Origin of the sequence: Bacillus cereus group sp. MS39, from assembly GCF_040448665.1 — a bacterium.
In the GTDB taxonomy this organism is placed as follows: domain Bacteria; phylum Bacillota; class Bacilli; order Bacillales; family Bacillaceae_G; genus Bacillus_A; species Bacillus_A wiedmannii.
The window spans coordinates 1,679,699-1,698,688 of the sequence record NZ_CP123058.1; the positions used below are offsets into that span (position 1 = coordinate 1,679,699).

Sequence of the window (18,990 nt, forward strand, 5' to 3'; positions counted from 1 at the left end):
GTGGCAAATTACTTTTAAGTATTGTAAATAGTTATGTAGAGATGGAAAAGAATCTTTTCATCATGTAGAAGTGAAAAAGTAATTTACATAAATAAAAAACAACAATAGGTTATGTAACCTATTGTTGTTTTTTATTATTTTTGCAAGGGAATAGCATCAAAATATGTTCTATAGTTATTAGAGAATTCAAAGTTGTTTTTTGCATCCCAATTAATAGACCAAGACATTAGGCCGCGGAATGCAGGGTAGCCACTCTGATTTGAAAGTTTATACTTTCCTCCGAAAGGAATTCCTTTAATGATATAATCTAAAGCTTTTTTCATTTCAGTTGGAGAAATATATCCGCCACTTGGAGCGGCCGCTGGTGCTGCAGGAAGTCCAATCATGACTTGATCCGAACGAAGAGCTGGGAAAATGTTATTTGTATTACCACCTACAGGAAAACCATGTAAGAGCATATCTGCCATAGCGACTTCGTAGTCTGCAGTACCTTGATTGTAGTTATTACCGTCCATTCCAATCCCGCTACCAGCGTTGTAGTGTTGAACGTGAATGTATGTTAGTTTGTCTTTTACTCCGAAAATAATCGGTAAATAAGCACCCCAGATGCTTCCGTATGCGCTATAACCACCTTGAACATAAGCTGTTTCAGGAGCCATGCTTAATAAAAAATCTGGACCGTAATGATCTGAGATTGTTCGAATAGCTGAGATAAGATTTACGATTTGAGGAGTAGTTGGGTTTTTAAAATTAGTGTCATTTCCGTTTAAGTAAATACCTGATTCAAGGTCAATATCTATTCCATCAAAACCATATTTATCGATCAGAGATTGTAGGGAATTAATAAAACGTTGCTTAGCCGCATTGTCAGGAAGTAAAACGACCCCATTTTGTCCACCTATTGAAAGAACTATTTTCTTACCTTTACTTTTTAAATAAGAAATATCTGATTTAAACTCTGCATCTGTACCATACACAGGAGAAAATTCAACAGTGGAACGATCACCACCAGTTTCACCGAAAGATACATTGATTACATCCCATTTTGGTGAAACGTCTCTTAATTTAATAATGCCAGTACCGTTGTCGAAGTTATGCCAGTATCCAACGAGTAATTTTGATCCTAAATTGTTTGCAGCTTGTGCTTGGAAGGGAGCTAGCGGTAGCAGTAAGAAAATTACTAACGTACAACAAATAAATTTGAACTTGTTTAACATATCAACACTCCTATACAAAAAGTTGTCTAGATGTATAATCTTGTTTATTTTATGATATCTGAAAATTCGATCTTTTGTAAGGTGACTATAATTTTCTCAACAATTGTGTATGGAAAATTATTAAACCTAATGTAATAATTTTTGGAGGAGATCGAATTACGATTGTTAAATTCAGAATATTTTGATATATTTTAAAGTATAGGACAAGATTTTTCGCATAATACTCTTACATAAAGTGAAACTTTAATCAGTGGGGCTTTGTTCATCCCCGCTGATTATCAGCCCTCACCAATCGGGCTTTTACGGGCAGTAGATTCCCACCTAACTTCTTTGCTTCCGCTGAATTTTGAGGTGGGGGTCTTACTGCCCGTTAATGCGGGGTAAATTTCAAAATTAAGTTTGGAAGGGGATGTACAAGAGTTGGATAAAAATCTTAAGAAAGACCTCAAAATACGCCACATTACAATGATTTCCATTGGTGGCGTAATAGGAGCTGGTTTGTTTGTTGGAAGCGGTGCGGTTGTGCATTCAGCCGGACCAGGTTCTATCGTTTCATATGCATTAGCAGGACTTCTAGTCATTTTCGTTATGAGAATGCTAGGGGAAATGGCAGCTATTAACCCGACAAGTGGTTCATTTGCAACATATGCAAGAGAAGCAATTGGTCCATGGGCCGGTTATACAATTGGGTGGCTATATTGGTTTTTCTGGGTAATTGTTATTGCGATAGAAGCTACAGCAGGTGCTGGTATTATTCAATATTGGATTCCAGAAATCCCGCTCTGGTTATTAAGCTTAATATTAACGATTTTATTAACATTGACGAATGTTTTTTCGGTGAAATCATTTGGAGAGTTTGAATATTGGTTTTCATTTATTAAAGTAATAAGTATTGTTTTGTTCCTTTGTCTTGGACTCGCTGTTATTTTAGGATTTGTACCAGGAACGGAAGCACCTGGCACTTCGAATTTAGTAGGGCAAGGAGGATTTATGCCAAATGGTATAAGTTCGGTGCTACTTGGAATTACCGTCGTTATATTTTCATTTATGGGATCAGAGATTGTCGCAGTAGCCGCTGGAGAGTCTGCCGAACCTGTAAAAGCAGTAAAAACAGCAACAAATAGTGTAATTTGGCGTATTCTCGTATTTTTTATTGGATCGATCGCTGTAGTTGTTACACTCCTTCCGTGGAATTCAGCGAACATACTAAAAAGCCCGTTTGTGGCGGTGCTGGAACATATAGGGATACCAGCGGCAGCACAAATTATGAACTTTATCGTTTTAACAGCTGTACTTTCTTGTTTAAATTCGGGTTTATATACGAACTCAAGAATGCTTTTTTCAATGGCAGAAAGAGGAGACGCGCCAAAGGCATTTTTGAAATTGAATAGTAGTGGTGTTCCAGTTCGGGCGGTTTTATTTGGAACTTTCTTTGCTTACATTGGAGTTGTTTTTAGTTACATATCTCCAGATAAAGTATTTTTATTTTTAGTGAATGCATCTGGCGGGATTGCGTTACTCGTTTATCTCGTTATAGCGGTTTCACATTTCAAGATACGTAAAAAAATGGGGAAAGCGGAACAACAAAATTTGAAAGTCAAAATGTGGCTTTTTCCATATGTAACATATGTTACAATTACTGCGATTATAGCAGTTTTAGTTGCCATGCTCGCAATTGAATCTTTACGTTCACAAGCGCTTTTAACAATGCTTGTTACTGTTCTTATAATAATTTCTTATTTTATTTTTAATAGAAATAAAAATAGTACATTATTGAATCCTAAAAGCAAGAATGAGGAATCTGTTCGATTCTAATTTCTTGTTTTAGAAGAGAGTTACACCCAATCATTGCTATAAAAGAATCATATATAATCATAGAAACAAGTAATTACTATTGTCATAGTGAATATAAACTTTTTTCTTGACTTTTTATATGAAGGCGAGCAAAATGGTAAAAAAGGAAGGGGGGATGACGATGGAAGAGTACGTACTAGAGCTGTATAACTTGTTATATACGACAGAATGGCAAGATATTGTTTCATTTCTAGGAATAATGTTTTGTATGAAAATTGTAATTGTATATATGGAAGAGCAAGGTATGTTCTATTCCTTCTCATCTCCGTTCGATGTGCAGCGCGAGCCGTTGCCAAACTATGCCAAGGTAAATTACGAACAATTTCCTTTTGTGATTTTCTTTATGATTCAATTTATAACAGCAATTGTAAAGAAAAAGGAAAGTGACGATGAAGAGTGCCATTCAACTTGTAATATAGCGACTGCTTTTTAAGCTAAATACAAGGAGGAGATTTATATGTGGTTTCGATTTCTTATGATTGGTTTCTTTTCATTAACAGCAATTTCTTTAATGGGATATCAAGTGTCTGAAATTTATCAAGCATATAGCAATACGTTTTTTAACAAAAACTAATTACATTGCTATTTAAATAATAAAGCGATAAAATCCTTCTTAAGAAGTTTTATTAAGAAGGATTTTTTTCTATGCTCTGTCTTACTGTGTCAAACTATTGTCACATTTACACTGTGAATAATATGTTAAAATAGTGAGGTTACGTATACATATTTGAAGGAAGAGGAGTGACCATTTTGGTGGATCAATCAACTAATCAGAAAAGCTATGCTCCTATTGTGATAACGCTTTCTGTAATTGTAAATGCGATTATTTTATTTTTGTTCTTTGGACCTGTTGGCTATGAAGGAGAAGTACATTTTGATGTAACAATTTTACCAATGTTAAATGCAATTTTTAATAGCTTTACGTTCGTATTCTTATTAGCAGCTTTATACTCTATTATTAAGAAAAATGTGAAAATGCACCGCGGTTTTATCCTGGCAGCATTTACAACGACGTTGCTATTTTGTGTTTCTTATTTATCGTATCATTACTTGGCGCCGGCAACACATTTTGGTGGAGAAGGATTCATTAAATATGTGTACTTCATTATTTTAATTACACATATTATCCTTGCAGCAATTATTGTACCACTTGCATTGTTTGCACTTGTATTTGGTTTTACAAATCAATTAACACGTCATCGTAAAATTGTACGTTGGACGATGCCGATTTGGTTATATGTAAGTTTATCTGGTGTTATTGTTTACTTAATGATCTCACCTTATTACCAATAAAAAATCTCAGCCTGTAGGCTGGGATTTTTTTGTTAGGCAAATATTTTTGTGAAATGAAAAAAATATGGTATACAAAAGTATAGTTGCTTTTCATATAGAAGGGATGGTAAAGGAATATGCAAAATTTTGTATTTCGTAATCCAACGAAACTTATTTTCGGTAAAGGGCAGTTAGAACAGTTGAAAACTGAAATTCCACAGTTCGGTAAAAAAGTTCTTCTCGTATACGGGGGAGGCAGTATTAAAAGAAACGGTATTTATGATAATGTAATTTCTATTTTAAAAGATATAAATGCAGAAGTATTTGAATTGACAGGCGTTGAACCGAATCCTCGTGTATCAACTGTAAGGAAAGGAATTCAAATTTGTAAAGATAATGGTGTTGAATTTATTTTAGCAGTTGGCGGAGGAAGTGTGATCGACTGTACGAAGGCAATTGCTGCTGGTAGCAAATATGATGGAGATGTATGGGATATTGTAACGAAAAAAGCATTTGCTAGTGAGGCGTTACCATTTGGTACGGTGCTTACTCTTGCAGCGACAGGCTCTGAAATGAATGCTGGTTCTGTCATTACAAACTGGGAAACGAATGAAAAATATGGCTGGGGTAGCCCAGTTACTTTCCCGCAGTTTTCAATTTTAGATCCAGTCCATACTGCGTCTGTACCGAAAGACCAAACAATTTACGGTATGGTAGATATTATGTCGCACGTATTAGAGCAGTATTTCCACCACGGAACAAATACAGCACTACAAGATCGTTATTGTGAATCTGTATTAAAAACAGTAATTGAAACCGCTCCTAAGCTTTTAAGTGATTTAGAAAATTATGAGCATAGAGAAACCATTTTATATTGCGGTACTATGGCGTTAAACGGCATTTTAGCGATGGGAGTAAAAGGAGACTGGGCAACTCACAATATTGAGCACGCAGTTTCTGCGGTTCATGATATACCACACGGGGGTGGCCTTGCGATTTTATTCCCGAACTGGATGAAGCATGTTCTAGATGAAAATGTAAGTCGTTTTAAACAGTTCGCTATTCGTGTATTCCATGTAGAAACAGATGGGAAAACTGATCGAGAAGTTGCGTTAGAAGGAATTGAGGCGTTACGTCAATTTTGGACTTCAATTGAGGCGCCGGTAACATTAGCTGATTACGCTATTGGGGAAAATGAAATTTATTTAATGGCGGATAAAGCAATGGCTTATGGCGAATTTGGTAACTTTAAAAAATTAAATAAAGACGATGTTTTAAGCATATATAAAGCTTCTTTATAAGTGAATCAAGCAAAGAAACCCATTTGATATAACAATCAAATGGGTTTCTTTTTTGTTGTTTATAACTGTTCGTGACTGGTTTTGGTTATTTTTGAATGTTTATGGTTGATTTTTGTGATCGTTTTCATTATACTGTAATCAAAGAAGAGGTGAATAAAATGTTAACTCCTGAACGTCATCAAATGATATTGCAACTTGTAAAAGAGCAGAAGGTTGTTAAATTACAGCAATTAGTGGAAAGAACAGAAAGCTCTGAATCAACAATTCGTCGTGATTTAGCGCAATTGGAAAAGCAAAGGTTATTAAAAAGAGTTCATGGTGGTGCTGCTGTTTTAACAGGAAAAGGACAAGAGCCAACGATGGTTGAAAAATCATCCAAAAACATTCAAATAAAACAACAAATTGCTAACTATGCGGCTAGCATTGTTGAACAAGGTGATTGCATTTATTTAGATGCAGGAAGTACAACATTTGAAATGATCCCATTTTTAATAAATAAAGATGTTACTGTCGTTACGAATGGACTTATGCATATTGAAGCTTTAGTTGAAAATAATATTCGTGCGTATTTACTAGGCGGAATGATGAAAAGTAGGACGAAAGCTTTAATTGGTGCTATGGCACAGGAAAGCATGCAGAAGTACCGTTTTGATAAATGTTTTTTAGGAGCAAATGGTGTGCATGAACAGCTTGGTTTTACAACTCCAGATCCAGAAGAGGCACTTTTAAAACAAATGGCATTAACATTTGCGAACGAAGGATATTTCTTAATTGATGAAAGTAAGTTTTCAGAAGTTGCGTTTGCGAAAATTGCCAATGTTGAAGAAGCAAATATTATTACAAACCATTTAGAAATTGATTTAGAAAAATATAAAAGACAAACCAATGTAATTGAGGCTGATAAATAATGATCTATACAGTTACTTTAAACCCATCTATTGATTATGTAGTACAAGTTAATTCCTTCGATTTAGGCGCAGTAAATCGAGCAGAGAAAGATATGAAATTTCCTGGAGGGAAAGGCATTAACGTTTCTCGCGTTCTTCATCGTTTAGGTGTTGAAAATGTAGCGCTTGGATTTACTGGTGGATTTACCGGTCGATTTATTAAAGATGTATTACAGGCGGAAGGTGTAACAACAAACTTTGTTCAAGTAGATGGAGATTCTCGAATTAATGTGAAAATAAAAGGGCAAGAAGAGACAGAATTAAATGGACAAGGTCCTAGTGTGACAAATGGGCAATTTGAACAATTAATGAAACAAATTGAAAGTATGAGGCAGGGAGATTGTGTTGTACTAGCTGGAAGTTTACCGGCGTCTATCCCAACTACTTTTTATGAATCAATCGCAGCGTTCGGAGCTGAAAAAGGCATTCGCGTAGTAGTCGATGCAAGTGGTAGTGCACTGCATCATGTAATTAAAAATAAGCCATTTTTAATAAAGCCTAATCATCATGAACTTGGTGAGTTATTCGGAGTAGAGATTTCAACAGTAGAAGATATTTTACCGTATGGAAGAAAATTAGTTGAACAAGGTGTAGAGCATGTTATCGTATCAATGGCTGGAGATGGGGCTTTATTATTTACGGCAGAAGGTATATATGAAGCAACTGTTCCAAAAGGTGTTGTAATTAATTCGGTTGGGGCCGGAGATTCACTCGTTGCAGGATTTGTAGGGAAATATGAACAGACAAAAGATATTGAAAAGGCATTTCAATATGGCGTTGCAACAGGGAGTGCAACGGCATTTTCAGCTGATTTATGTGAAAAGGAAAAAGTAGAAGAATTATTGTCGCAAGTAATTGTAACTAAGCGATAGGGGGAAACAACATATGAAAATTACAGAACTATTAAAAAGGGATACAGTTATTATGAATTTGACAGCTTCAAATAAAGAAGCTGTCATAGATGAATTAGTTGAGAAATTAGACGGCGCAAATCGTTTAAATAGCAAAGCGGAATTTAAAGAAGCTATTTTAAAGCGGGAGTCACAAAGTACGACTGGAATAGGGGAAGGGATTGCAATACCTCATGCGAAAACAAAAGCTGTTAAGCAACCAGCGATTTGTTTTGGTAGAAGTGTAAGCGGTATCAACTATGAATCGCTTGATGGGCAGCCTGCACATTTATTCTTTATGATTGCTGCGAGCGAAGGGGCGAATAATACTCATTTAGAAACGTTATCGCGCCTATCTACATTATTAATGGATGAAGGATTTCGTAAGCAATTGTTAGAAGCAAAGGATGAAGAGGAACTTCTTCGTTTATTTGATGAAAAAGAGAATGAAAAAGAAGAAGAAGACATTGAGGTTGCAAAACCAGAAGGAAATGAACCGTACGTATTAGCAGTTACGGCTTGTCCAACTGGAATCGCTCACACTTATATGGCTGCGGATAGCTTGAAAGCAAAAGCAGCAGAGCTAGGAATAGCGATTAAAGTTGAAACGAATGGATCAACAGGTATAAAAAACGCTTTAACGAAAGAGGACATTGAACGAGCAACAGCTATTATCGTTGCCGCAGATAAACAAGTAGAAATGAACCGTTTTGCTGGGAAACATGTTATTCAAGTGCCAGTCGCTGATGGGATTAGAAAAACGGAAGCGCTTCTTAATCGAGCTGTAAAACAAGACGCGCCAATCTTTAAAGGAATAAAGGAAGATGGGAAGACAGAAAGTACAGAGAAAGAAAAAGGGTTAGGAATTTATAAGCACTTAATGAACGGTGTAAGTAATATGCTTCCATTCGTTGTTGGTGGAGGAATTTTAATTGCACTAGCATTTTGGATTGGTGGCATAAAAGCAGAAGGACCATTGGCTGAATTGTTAATGTCTATTGGTGGAGGCAAAACAGGTGCGTTTTTATTCCTCGTACCAATTTTAGCTGGATTTATTGCAAGTTCTATTGCTGATCGCCCTGGTTTCATGCCTGGTGTTGTAGGTGGATTTTTAGCTGCACATGCGAATGCTGGATTTTTAGGGGGATTAATTGCTGGTTTCTTAGCTGGGTATGTTGTTTTAGGATTGAAAAAATTGTTTTCAGGATTACCAGCACAGTTAGAAGGAATTAAACCTGTATTGTTATATCCGGTCTTTGGATTGTTGATTACAGGAGTTGTTATGCAAAAAGTAGTAATTCCGCCTGTAGTAGCATTGAATGAAATGTTAACAGGATGGTTAAATGGTTTGAACGGTACAAATGCTATATTACTAGGTCTTATATTAGGTGGTATGATGGCAATTGATATGGGTGGTCCAATTAATAAAGCTGCATTTACATTTGGTATTGCTGCAATAGAAGCGCAGAACTTTGGCGTGCACTCTGCTGTTATGGCCGGTGGTATGGTACCACCATTAGCGATTGCATTCGCAACTACTTTCTTTAAATCAAAATTTACTGAAGCAGAACGTAAATCTGGTTTAACAAATTATATTATGGGAGCATCGTTTATTACAGAAGGTGCGATTCCATTTGCAGCTGCAGATCCGATTCGAGTAATAGTAAGTTGTGTTGTTGGTTCAAGTGTTGCGGGTGCATTATCTATGTTATTCCAAATTACGTTACCAGCACCGCATGGTGGATTGTTTGTTATCGCATTAGTAAATAAACCGGTGTTATATATTTTCTCGATATTCATAGGGACAGTTATTTCAGCTCTTATGATGGGGATTTGGAAAAAGAAAGTTAAATAACACATGAAAAAGGAGTAGCTTTTATTAGCTGCTCTTTTTTATTACAAAAAAGGAGATTAATAATTGGAGAATGATGAATTTTGGTAAAAGATGTAATGAAATATGTTTTTTTTGTAACAAAAAAGTAATACTGTAATTTTTTCTGGAAAAAATTTTGGGCTAGTATGTGGAAAATATATGAAAACTATTGGGGATTCTATTAGAAATGGAATTCATTAATATGGAAATTTATGTTACAACTCATTAATCGTGTATTACGAATGGTTTGTAATTGTGTGATTTCTAAAAATCCTAAAAATCTGTTGCTATAATGAAAATACGAAAACAAAGCAAATGGAGGCTATTCATGAAAAAATTATTAGGTATAGCAACGGCGGCAGTTTTTGGTCTTGGGATTTTTGCAGGTTCTGCGAAAGCAGAAACGATTGTAACAACAGACGTATTAAATGTTAGAGAAAACCCAACTGTAGAGTCAAAGCTTGTAGGTAAAATGTTAAGTGGAAATAAATTAGATGTTATAAATACAGAAAACGGATGGGCAAAAATTAAATTAAATGGTAAAGAAGCGTTTGTAAGTGCTGAATTTACAAAAAGTACATATTATGTAACGGCGGGCGTGTTAAATGTTCGTGCTGGAGCGAATACTGACTCTGAAATTCTTGGTAAACTGAATAAAGATGATGTAATTGAAACGACAAATCAAGTTCAAAATGAATGGTTACAATTTGACTATAATGGAAAAACGGGATATGTTCACATGCCATTTTTAACAGGGACGGTACCTGTAATTGAAAAGAAAGAAGTTGTAACGCAAGAAGAGGCGCCAGTAAGAGTAAATACGCCGGTTAAAAATAATAAAGTAGTTAAGAACAAAGAGTCTGTTAAAAATGTAGAATCAAGTAAACCTGTGGCAAAACAGCAGTCAACTACGAAACAAGTTACGAAATCTACTGAAACAAGTGCACCTGCTGGTGGACGTGAAATAACAGTAGAAGCGACAGCGTATACAGCGCATCCAAGTGAGAATGGTACGTATGGTGGTCGTGTATTAACTGCAATGGGGCATGATTTAACAGCAAATCCGAATATGAAAGTAATTGCTGTTGATCCTAAAGTAATTCCGCTTGGATCAAAAGTATGGGTAGAAGGATATGGAGAAGCAATTGCTGGAGATACTGGTGGTGCGATTAAAGGAAATCGTATTGATGTATTAGTCGGTTCAGATGGTAGTGCCGATAGCTGGGGGCGCAAATCTGTAAAAGTGAAAGTGATCAAATAGTGTATATGTATTAATATAAAAGGCGGTTGCTTGAAAGTATGTAAGCAACCGCCTTTTATGGGTTATTGAAAAGGATAAATAGTTTTACCTGTAATAATTTTATAGGCACTGCAAAATTGATTTTGTATATACTCTGTATTTTTATTTTCTGGATGTAATGTTGTTTCTTGGAGAGTAGAATGAAAAGAACGTAGCAAACAATTTAAGGCGAAATATAATTCTTCTTGTGAACAATTTTGTTCTTTTGTAGCAGTAGCTAAAATAAGGTCTTTTGTTAAAGATGAAAAATTGATGGTGGATTGTTTCATAGTCAACTCATCCTCTCGAAGGTATTTTTAATCATGTATATGCGGAATTGGACAAACTATGTTCTTTTTTATTTGTAATTTCATGTACCGGAATGAAAGAACTTGCAATCATGCCGTTAAAATTGGTAAGATTGGATATAATCAATAGATGGAGTACATTACATAAAGAGAGTTGAATGATATGGGAGAAGTGCAACGTGAAAAAGTTGCTGTCATCATTGGACCAACTGCTGTTGGAAAGACGAAGTTAAGTATTGATCTTGCCAAAGCGTTGAATGGTGAAATTATAAGTGGAGATTCCATGCAGATTTATCGTACGATGGATATTGGAACTGCAAAGGTGACAAAAGAAGAAATGGATGGAATTCCGCATTATATGGTCGATATAAAAAATCCAGAAGAATCATTTTCTGTTGCCGAATTTCAAGAACGTGTTCGTAAGCATATTCGAGAGATTACAGAGCGTGGTAAATTGCCAATTATCGTTGGTGGAACTGGTCTGTATATACAATCTGTTTTATTCGATTATCAGTTTACGGATGATGCTGGCGATACTATATACCGAGAACAAATGGAAAAGTTAGCATTAGAACGTGGTGTGGAATATGTACATAAGAAATTACAAGAAGTAGACCCAGAAAGTGCTGAGCGTATTCATGCAAATAATGTACGTCGTGTCATTAGAGCGTTAGAAATTTTCCACACGACGGGTGAAAAAATGAGTGATCAACTTGAAAAACAAGAAAACGAGTTATTATACGATGTTTCCTTGATTGGCTTGACAATGGATCGAGAAATGCTATACGATCGCATTAACTTACGAGTTGATATAATGATGGACCAAGGGTTATTAGAAGAAGTAGAAGGATTGTATAATAGAGGGATACGAGATTGTCAATCTATTCAAGCGATTGGGTATAAAGAGATATATGATTATTTTGAGGATCGTGTCTCTTTAGAAGAAGCGGTATCACAATTAAAGACGAATTCACGTCGTTATGCAAAGCGTCAATTAACGTGGTTCCGTAATAAGATGGATGTCACGTGGTTTGATGTTACAGGCGGTGAAAAAACGTCAGAAATTTTACGATACATAGAAGGAAAGTTACAACTAAAGTCGAATAATAGTAAGTAGAGAAAAAGAGGAGGATTCGACATGAAGCAATCAATCAATATTCAAGATCAGTTTTTAAATCAACTCCGTAAAGAAAATACGTTTGTTACGCTGTACTTATTAAATGGTTTCCAGCTTCGTGGATTAATTAAAGGATTTGATAATTTTACAGTCCTACTGGAAACAGAGGGTAAGCAACAGCTTATTTATAAACATGCAATTTCTACATTTGTACCACAAAAAAATGTTTCAATTGAATTAGAGTAGTAATGAATTATTGTACATAACAAAAAAAGAGCGAGTTTCTCGCTCTTTTTTTATTTGCTATAAACAATACATAGTGAAATTTAAGCAATTCTAAATACAGTAAGGCGAATGTTAGTGTTTCCTGTTGCAGGGATCGTAATCTCGTTAAGAGTAGATTGGACAGAAATGTTTGCGCCAGCTCTTAACGTTTCGATTGTAGTGAATGAAAGTGAGTCGCCTATTAAATTTGAAGAGAAGTTATCAGTTGCGACTGCTCCATTTATTGAAATGCCTACTCCAAGAGGAGCGCATCCTGGTGCAGTTGTAGAGATGGATACGCTAATGACATAAATACCACCGTTGATAACTGTAACTGTATCTGTGCCATTAAAGATAATATTGTTTACGTTAATTGCAGTACTGAAAATAAAGTTATTAAATTGTAGTACTGTTTGTTGAATGTTGTTTGTTACAACAATTGTTGCTACAGGGAAGCTAGGTCCAGTAGGCCCGGTAGGTCCAGTAGGTCCACCAGAAGGTCCAGTAGGTCCAGTAGCTCCTATACCAGTGGCGCCGGTAGCACCTGTTGGTCCTTGAACACCTTGAGGTCCAGTAGCGCCCGTGTTACCTTGAACACCTTGAGGTCCAGTGGCACCGGTAGCACCTGTGTTACCCTGAGGTCCAGTGGCACCAGTAGCGCCTGTGTTACCTTGAACGCCCTGAGGTCCGGTAGCGCCTGTGTTACCTCGAGGTCCAGTGGCACCGGTAGCACCTGTGTTACCCTGAGGTCCAGTAGCACCGGTAGCGCCTGTGTTACCCTGAGGTCCAGTGGCACCAGTAGCGCCTGTGTTACCTTGAGATCCAGTGGCACCAGTAGCGCCTGTGTTACCTTGAACGCCCTGAGGTCCGGTAGCGCCTGTGTTACCCTGAGGTCCAGTGGCACCGGTAGCACCTGTGTTACCTTGAACGCCCTGAGGTCCAGTAGCACCCGTGTTACCTTGAGCACCTTGAGGTCCAGTGGCACCGGTAGCACCTGTATTACCTTGAACACCTTGAGGTCCAGTGGCACCGGTAGCACCAGTAGCACCCGTGTTACCTTGAGCACCTTGAGGTCCAGTGGCACCAGTAGCACCTGTGTTACCTTGAACACCTTGAGGTCCAGTAGCACCCGTGTTACCTTGAACGCCCTGAGGTCCGATAGCACCCGTGTTACCTTGAGCACCTTGAGGTCCGGTAGCGCCTGTGTTACCTTGGACACCTTGAGGCCCAGTAGCACCAGTATTACCTTGAGGCCCCTGAGGTCCAGTAGGTCCAGTAGGCCCGCCAGAAGGTCCGGTAGGTCCGGTAACTCCTATGCCAGTAGCGCCCGTGTTACCCTGAGGTCCAGTGGCACCAGTAGCGCCCGTGTTACCTTGAACACCTTGAGGTCCGGTAGCGCCAGTAGCGCCCGTGTTACCTTGAGGTCCTTGAATACCCTGAGGCCCGGTAGCACCTGTGTTACCTTGAGCACCTTGAGGTCCAGTAGCGCCTGTGTTACCTTGAGCACCCTGAGGTCCAGTAGCGCCCGTGTTACCTTGAATACCCTGAGGCCCGGTAGCGCCTGTGTTACCTTGAACGCCCTGAGGTCCGGTAGCGCCCGTGTTACCTTGAACGCCCTGAGGTCCAGTAGCACCGGTAGCGCCCGTGTTACCCTGAGGTCCAGTGGCACCAGTAGCGCCCGTGTTACCTTGAATACCCTGAGGCCCGGTAGCGCCCGTGTTACCTTGAACGCCCTGAGGTCCAGTAGCACCGGTAGCGCCCGTGTTACCTTGAACACCTTGAGGTCCAGTGGCACCAGTAGCGCCCGTGTTACCTTGAACACCTTGAGGTCCAGTGGCACCGGTAGCACCTGTGTTACCCTGAGGTCCAGTGGCACCAGTAGCGCCTGTGTTACCCTGAGGTCCAGTGGCACCAGTAGCGCCCGTGTTACCTTGAACACCCTGAGGTCCAGTAGCGCCCGTGTTACCTTGAATACCCTGAGGCCCGGTAGCGCCCGTGTTACCTTGAATACCCTGAGGCCCGGTAGCGCCCGTGTTACCTTGAGGTCCAGTAGCACCGGTAGCGCCTGTGTTACCCTGAGGTCCAGTGGCACCAGTAGCGCCCGTGTTACCTTGAATACCCTGAGGCCCGGTAGCGCCCGTGTTACCTTGAACGCCCTGAGGTCCAGTAGCACCGGTAGCGCCCGTGTTACCTTGAACACCTTGAGGTCCAGTGGCACCAGTAGCGCCCGTGTTACCTTGAACACCTTGAGGTCCAGTGGCACCGGTAGCACCTGTGTTACCCTGAGGTCCAGTGGCACCAGTAGCGCCCGTGTTACCTTGAACGCCCTGAGGTCCAGTAGCACCGGTAGCGCCCGTGTTACCTTGAACACCTTGAGGTCCAGTGGCACCAGTAGCGCCCGTGTTACCTTGAACGCCCTGAGGTCCAGTAGCACCGGTAGCGCCCGTGTTACCTTGAACACCTTGAGGTCCAGTGGCACCAGTAGCGCCCGTGTTACCTTGAACGCCCTGAGGTCCAGTAGCACCGGTAGCGCCCGTGTTACCTTGAACACCTTGAGGTCCAGTGGCACCAGTAGCGCCCGTGTTACCTTGAACGCCCTGAGGTCCAGTAGCACCGGTAGCGCCCGTGTTACCTTGAACACCTTGAGGTCCAGTGGCACCAGTAGCGCCCGTGTTACCTTGAATACCCTGAGGCCCGGTAGCGCCCGTGTTACCTTGAACGCCCTGAGGTCCAGTAGCACCGGTAGCGCCCGTGTTACCTTGAACACCTTGAGGTCCAGTGGCACCGGTAGCACCTGTGTTACCCTGAGGTCCAGTAGCACCGGTAGCGCCTGTGTTACCCTGAGGTCCAGTGGCACCAGTAGCGCCTGTGTTACCTTGAACGCCCTGAGGTCCGGTAGCGCCTGTGTTACCTTGAACGCCCTGAGGTCCGGTAGCGCCTGTGTTACCCTGAGGTCCAGTGGCACCAGTAGCGCCTGTGTTACCTTGAGCACCTTGAGGTCCGGTAGCGCCTGTGTTACCTCGAGGTCCAGTGGCACCGGTAGCACCTGTGTTACCCTGAGGTCCAGTGGCACCAGTAGCGCCCGTGTTACCTTGAACGCCCTGAGGTCCAGTAGCACCGGTAGCGCCCGTGTTACCTTGAACGCCCTGAGGTCCAGTAGCACCGGTAGCGCCCGTGTTACCCTGAGGTCCAGTGGCACCAGTAGAGCCCGTGTTACCTTGAGGCCCAGTAGCACCAGTAGCGCCTGTGTTACCTTGAACGCCCTGAGGTCCAGTGGCACCAGTAGCGCCTGTGTTACCCTGAGGTCCAGTGGCACCAGTAGCGCCTGTGTTACCTTGAGCACCTTGAGGTCCGGTAGCGCCTGTGTTACCTCGAGGTCCAGTGGCACCGGTAGCACCTGTGTTACCCTGAGGTCCAGTGGCACCAGTAGCGCCTGTGTTACCTTGAACGCCCTGAGGTCCGGTAGCGCCTGTGTTACCCTGAGGTCCAGTGGCACCAGTAGCGCCTGTGTTACCTTGAGCACCTTGAGGTCCGGTAGCGCCTGTGTTACCTCGAGGTCCAGTGGCACCAGTAGCGCCCGTGTTACCTTGAACGCCCTGAGGTCCAGTAGCACCGGTAGCGCCCGTGTTACCCTGAGGTCCAGTGGCACCAGTAGAGCCCGTGTTACCTTGAGGCCCAGTAGCACCAGTAGCGCCTGTGTTACCTTGAACGCCCTGAGGTCCGGTAGCGCCTGTGTTACCCTGAGGTCCAGTGGCACCAGTAGAGCCCGTGTTACCTTGAGGCCCAGTAGCACCGGTAGAGCCCGTGTTACCTTGAGGCCCAGTGGCACCAGTAGCGCCAGTAGCGCCTGTGTTACCTCGAGGTCCAGTAGGCCCGGTAGGACCTCTGCCGAACGAAGCTGAATTAACTAGAGTAGTTTGTAACTCTGCAATTAATTTAAGGAGTTCTTGGAGTGTACAATGATCGATTCGGAATAACTTTGTGATGTAAAGTAAATAATTAATTAAAATTTGGAGTTCAACAAATACAGCACTTGCTACGAAAGTTGGATTTTTTAATATAGTTATTAAGTTTTTAATAATAGCTAATCCTTGCGCTTTCAGGGAGGAAGTAGCTTCTAGTGAACAAATAAATTTACTTAGTAGGTTCAATGTATCAATTAGATCTTCAATATTTTGGGGAGATGGATTTGCAAAAAGTTTTGGGATTATTTTTGTTAAATCGATAATGATTGCGCGAAATGTTCTAAGTTGTGCTTTAGTAATTGGGATCGATGGGGTATTTGGGATTCGTCCAGCGCTACTTGGAAAGCATGGTTTGGAGAATTTGTTTTGACTGTCGTCATAACGAGACATTAAATCTCTCCTTTCTCATGAGAATGTGAATGAAACTCATCATAGTAGATGCAAAAATTAGTTAAATGGTCATAGTAAAATCGTTTGTTTAAAGAAAAAATAGAAAAAACGCCTCATGATAAGGCGTTTTTTCTATTTTCTGCGTATTGATAATATCGTTTTAGTGAAACTTTTGATTTGAATCCAGCTAGTTTTATAATTTCTGACTCCGGAGTTTCTTTTTTTATTAAGTTTAAAATATAGGTGTTACGAAAGTGTTGTCCTGAGATTCCTTTGCGTAAATTAGCTCTAGATACTTCAAGGCGAATCATTTTTTGGATAGCGATTTCTGTTAATCCCTTCGGTGCATCATTTTCGTATACCCATCTGTATGTTCCGCGATTAAAATCAAATGCGATAAATAATGGGTCATGACTATGGTATTTTGGACGAACGGGTTCAGGGATGCTTTTGTAATAAGTATATAGTTGTTTTTTGTCTTCGTTAGTTAATGTAATTGTTCTTTCTACCCCTGCGGTTGCTGGGATAGAAAATGTGTTAGTTTCAAAGTGAACGTGATGCATAGTTAACGCTGTAAGTTCCTGTAAGGATAATCCATAGTCGATTAATAAGTTTAAAATAGCAACATTACGATCCATTAATAAAGGGCGCACAGGACGTTGTTTTTCTGAAAGTCCTTCTAATGAAGTGATTATATGTTTCAATCTTTTTTCTTCATCAGATGAAATGAAATCTTCGTTACGAAGTGTGCGGTCTGGTTGAATAGAAATTTCCATGTTCTTTAATGGGTTAGGGATGTTTAGAAAATGATGCATTCTATTTAATACAATAAATACACGGTGCATCGTTTTCTCTGAGTAATGTCGATTCTTTTTTAGGTCGGAAAAGTAATCTTCGTAGTCTTTTGTACAAAGTGTAGCCCATATATTACTGGAAGGGAGCTTTTTGTTTTTTTCTAACCAATGTCCGAAATCTTCAATGTCATAAACATAACGTTTAATGGTTGAAGGTTTTCGGCCTTTATTCAATAAAAAAATAGAAAAGGCTTGTATTGTATCATGGAATTCCGTTGTCTCCATAGTCCCACCACCTTCATTATTTCTTATATTATAGCAAACTTTTCTGAAAATAGTCATTTGCAAGGGAGACCGGAATAATAATATTTGGTGAGTGGATAAAGTGAAACTTTAATCAGTGGGGATTTTGTTCATCCCTCTGATTATTAGTTGAACCAATCGGGCATTTACGGACAGTTATCTCCCGGCTAACTTCCTAGCATTTGCTGAATTTTGAGGTGGGAGTCTTACTGCCTGTTCATGCGGGATAAAATGAGGTGATTGTATGGAACAATCGATGCGAAAGAAAAATAATAATCAAATTAACATTGTGTTAAATCATCGAAAGAAAATTTCTTTACCGGCCGCAGAAAATAAAACAGTGATTTCAAGTGAAACTACTACGAAACATGAGATGTTGCAAAGAATTGAAGAAGAGATGGGAAAGCTTGTTGGGATGGATGATATAAAAAAGATAATAAAAGAAATATATGCTTGGATTTATGTGAATAAAAAAAGACAAGAAATAGGGTTGAAATCTGAGAAGCAAGTACTCCATATGTTGTTTAAAGGGAATCCAGGTACAGGGAAGACAACTGTTGCTAGAATGATAGGGAAATTGTTGTTTGAGATGAATATTCTATCAAAAGGGCACTTAGTTGAAGCTGAACGAGCTGATCTTGTAGGAGAGTACATCGGTCATACAGCTCAGAAAACAAGAGATTTAATAAAAAAAGCAATGGGAGGTATTTTGTTTATTGATGAGGCGTATTCATTAGCCCGAGGGGGAGAAAAAGATTTTGGGAAAGAAGCAATTGATACGCTCGTAAAACATATGGAAGATAAACAACACGGTTTTGTATTGATTTTAGCCGGTTATTCAAGAGAGATGAATCACTTTCTTTCATTAAATCCAGGACTGCAATCACGTTTTCCGTTTATAATAGAATTTTCTGATTACTCAGTGAATCAACTGTTGGAAATTGGGAAGAGGATGTATGAAGAACGTGAATACCAGTTATCGAAAGAGGCTGAATGGAAATTTAGAGATCATTTACATGCTGTAAAGTACTCATCGCAAATTACATCGTTTAGTAATGGAAGATATGTACGGAATATTGTTGAAAAATCGATTCGTACACAGGCTATGCGGTTGTTGCAAGAGGATACTTATGATAAATATGATTTAATTGGGATATCAAGTTGTGATTTGATGCTTGAAGAGGAGACGCACAGTACGTAAACTGTGCGTCTGTTT

15 protein-coding genes are annotated in these 18,990 nt (G+C 39.8%); 11 read left to right on the forward strand and 4 right to left on the reverse strand.

The window, feature by feature from the left end; genetic code table 11:
* Positions 1–134: 134 nt before the first annotated feature.
* On the reverse strand, positions 135–1,217 hold the full coding sequence (locus QEP67_RS08800) for a chitinase (protein ID WP_002107829.1): 1,083 nt from the start codon (positions 1,215–1,217) through the stop codon (positions 135–137).
* A gap of 420 nt (positions 1,218–1,637) precedes the next feature.
* On the opposite strand from QEP67_RS08800, the gene gabP reads away from it, so the two are divergent.
* From gabP to entD, 8 genes are all read left to right on the forward strand, one after another.
* Positions 1,638–3,032, forward strand: a complete 1,395-nt coding sequence (gene gabP, locus QEP67_RS08805; RefSeq protein ID WP_000360103.1) for a GABA permease — start codon at positions 1,638–1,640, stop codon at positions 3,030–3,032.
* 133 nt (positions 3,033–3,165) lie between these two features.
* Positions 3,166–3,504 carry a hypothetical protein gene (locus QEP67_RS08810; protein WP_074651352.1) on the forward strand — a complete coding sequence of 113 codons (339 nt, stop codon included), beginning with the start codon at positions 3,166–3,168 and terminating at the stop codon, positions 3,502–3,504.
* A gap of 317 nt (positions 3,505–3,821) precedes the next feature.
* Positions 3,822–4,364 (forward strand): DUF420 domain-containing protein, encoded by a 543-nt coding sequence (locus QEP67_RS08815; RefSeq protein ID WP_000228316.1) that lies wholly within the window; start codon positions 3,822–3,824, stop codon positions 4,362–4,364.
* Between the two features lie 116 nt (positions 4,365–4,480).
* On the forward strand, positions 4,481–5,644 hold the full coding sequence (locus QEP67_RS08820; RefSeq protein WP_001179097.1) for an iron-containing alcohol dehydrogenase: 1,164 nt from the start codon (positions 4,481–4,483) through the stop codon (positions 5,642–5,644).
* 158 nt (positions 5,645–5,802) lie between these two features.
* Entirely contained in the window at positions 5,803–6,552 is a 750-nt protein-coding gene (locus QEP67_RS08825; RefSeq protein ID WP_000957283.1) for a DeoR/GlpR family DNA-binding transcription regulator, read from the forward strand.
* Positions 6,552–7,463 carry a 1-phosphofructokinase gene (pfkB, locus tag QEP67_RS08830; protein ID WP_000640837.1) on the forward strand — a complete coding sequence of 304 codons (912 nt, stop codon included), beginning with the start codon at positions 6,552–6,554 and terminating at the stop codon, positions 7,461–7,463. The genes QEP67_RS08825 and pfkB overlap by 1 nt, the downstream gene beginning before the upstream one ends.
* A gap of 13 nt (positions 7,464–7,476) precedes the next feature.
* A complete protein-coding gene (locus QEP67_RS08835) occupies positions 7,477–9,336 on the forward strand; it encodes a PTS fructose transporter subunit IIABC (protein WP_000704620.1) in 1,860 nt (619 codons plus the stop codon).
* Positions 9,337–9,682: 346 nt separating this feature from the next.
* Entirely contained in the window at positions 9,683–10,615 is a 933-nt protein-coding gene (gene entD, locus QEP67_RS08840; RefSeq protein ID WP_000734618.1) for a cell wall-binding protein EntD, read from the forward strand.
* Positions 10,616–10,677: 62 nt separating this feature from the next.
* Here the strand turns inward: entD and QEP67_RS08845 are convergent, their stop codons facing one another.
* Positions 10,678–10,923 carry a hypothetical protein gene (locus tag QEP67_RS08845; RefSeq protein ID WP_000814419.1) on the reverse strand — a complete coding sequence of 82 codons (246 nt, stop codon included), beginning with the start codon at positions 10,921–10,923 and terminating at the stop codon, positions 10,678–10,680.
* Between the two features lie 181 nt (positions 10,924–11,104).
* Between QEP67_RS08845 and miaA the strand changes: the two genes are divergently transcribed.
* Positions 11,105–12,058, forward strand: a complete 954-nt coding sequence (gene miaA, locus QEP67_RS08850; protein WP_000504945.1) for a tRNA (adenosine(37)-N6)-dimethylallyltransferase MiaA — start codon at positions 11,105–11,107, stop codon at positions 12,056–12,058.
* A gap of 21 nt (positions 12,059–12,079) precedes the next feature.
* Positions 12,080–12,304 carry an RNA chaperone Hfq gene (hfq, locus tag QEP67_RS08855; RefSeq protein WP_000813896.1) on the forward strand — a complete coding sequence of 75 codons (225 nt, stop codon included), beginning with the start codon at positions 12,080–12,082 and terminating at the stop codon, positions 12,302–12,304.
* An 80-nt stretch (positions 12,305–12,384) separates the two neighbouring features.
* Here hfq and QEP67_RS08860 read toward each other — a convergent pair whose 3' ends face one another.
* Together QEP67_RS08860 and QEP67_RS08865 are read right to left on the reverse strand one after the other, a co-directional pair.
* Positions 12,385–16,677 (reverse strand): Gly-Xaa-Xaa repeat protein, encoded by a 4,293-nt coding sequence (locus tag QEP67_RS08860; RefSeq protein ID WP_353706559.1) that lies wholly within the window; start codon positions 16,675–16,677, stop codon positions 12,385–12,387.
* A 113-nt stretch (positions 16,678–16,790) separates the two neighbouring features.
* On the reverse strand, positions 16,791–17,756 hold the full coding sequence (locus tag QEP67_RS08865) for a tyrosine-type recombinase/integrase (RefSeq protein WP_000450306.1): 966 nt from the start codon (positions 17,754–17,756) through the stop codon (positions 16,791–16,793).
* Between the two features lie 262 nt (positions 17,757–18,018).
* Here QEP67_RS08865 and spoVK point away from each other — a divergent pair, with 262 nt between their 5' ends.
* Entirely contained in the window at positions 18,019–18,975 is a 957-nt protein-coding gene (spoVK, locus tag QEP67_RS08870; RefSeq protein ID WP_000438186.1) for a stage V sporulation protein K, read from the forward strand.
* Positions 18,976–18,990 lie beyond the last annotated feature (15 nt).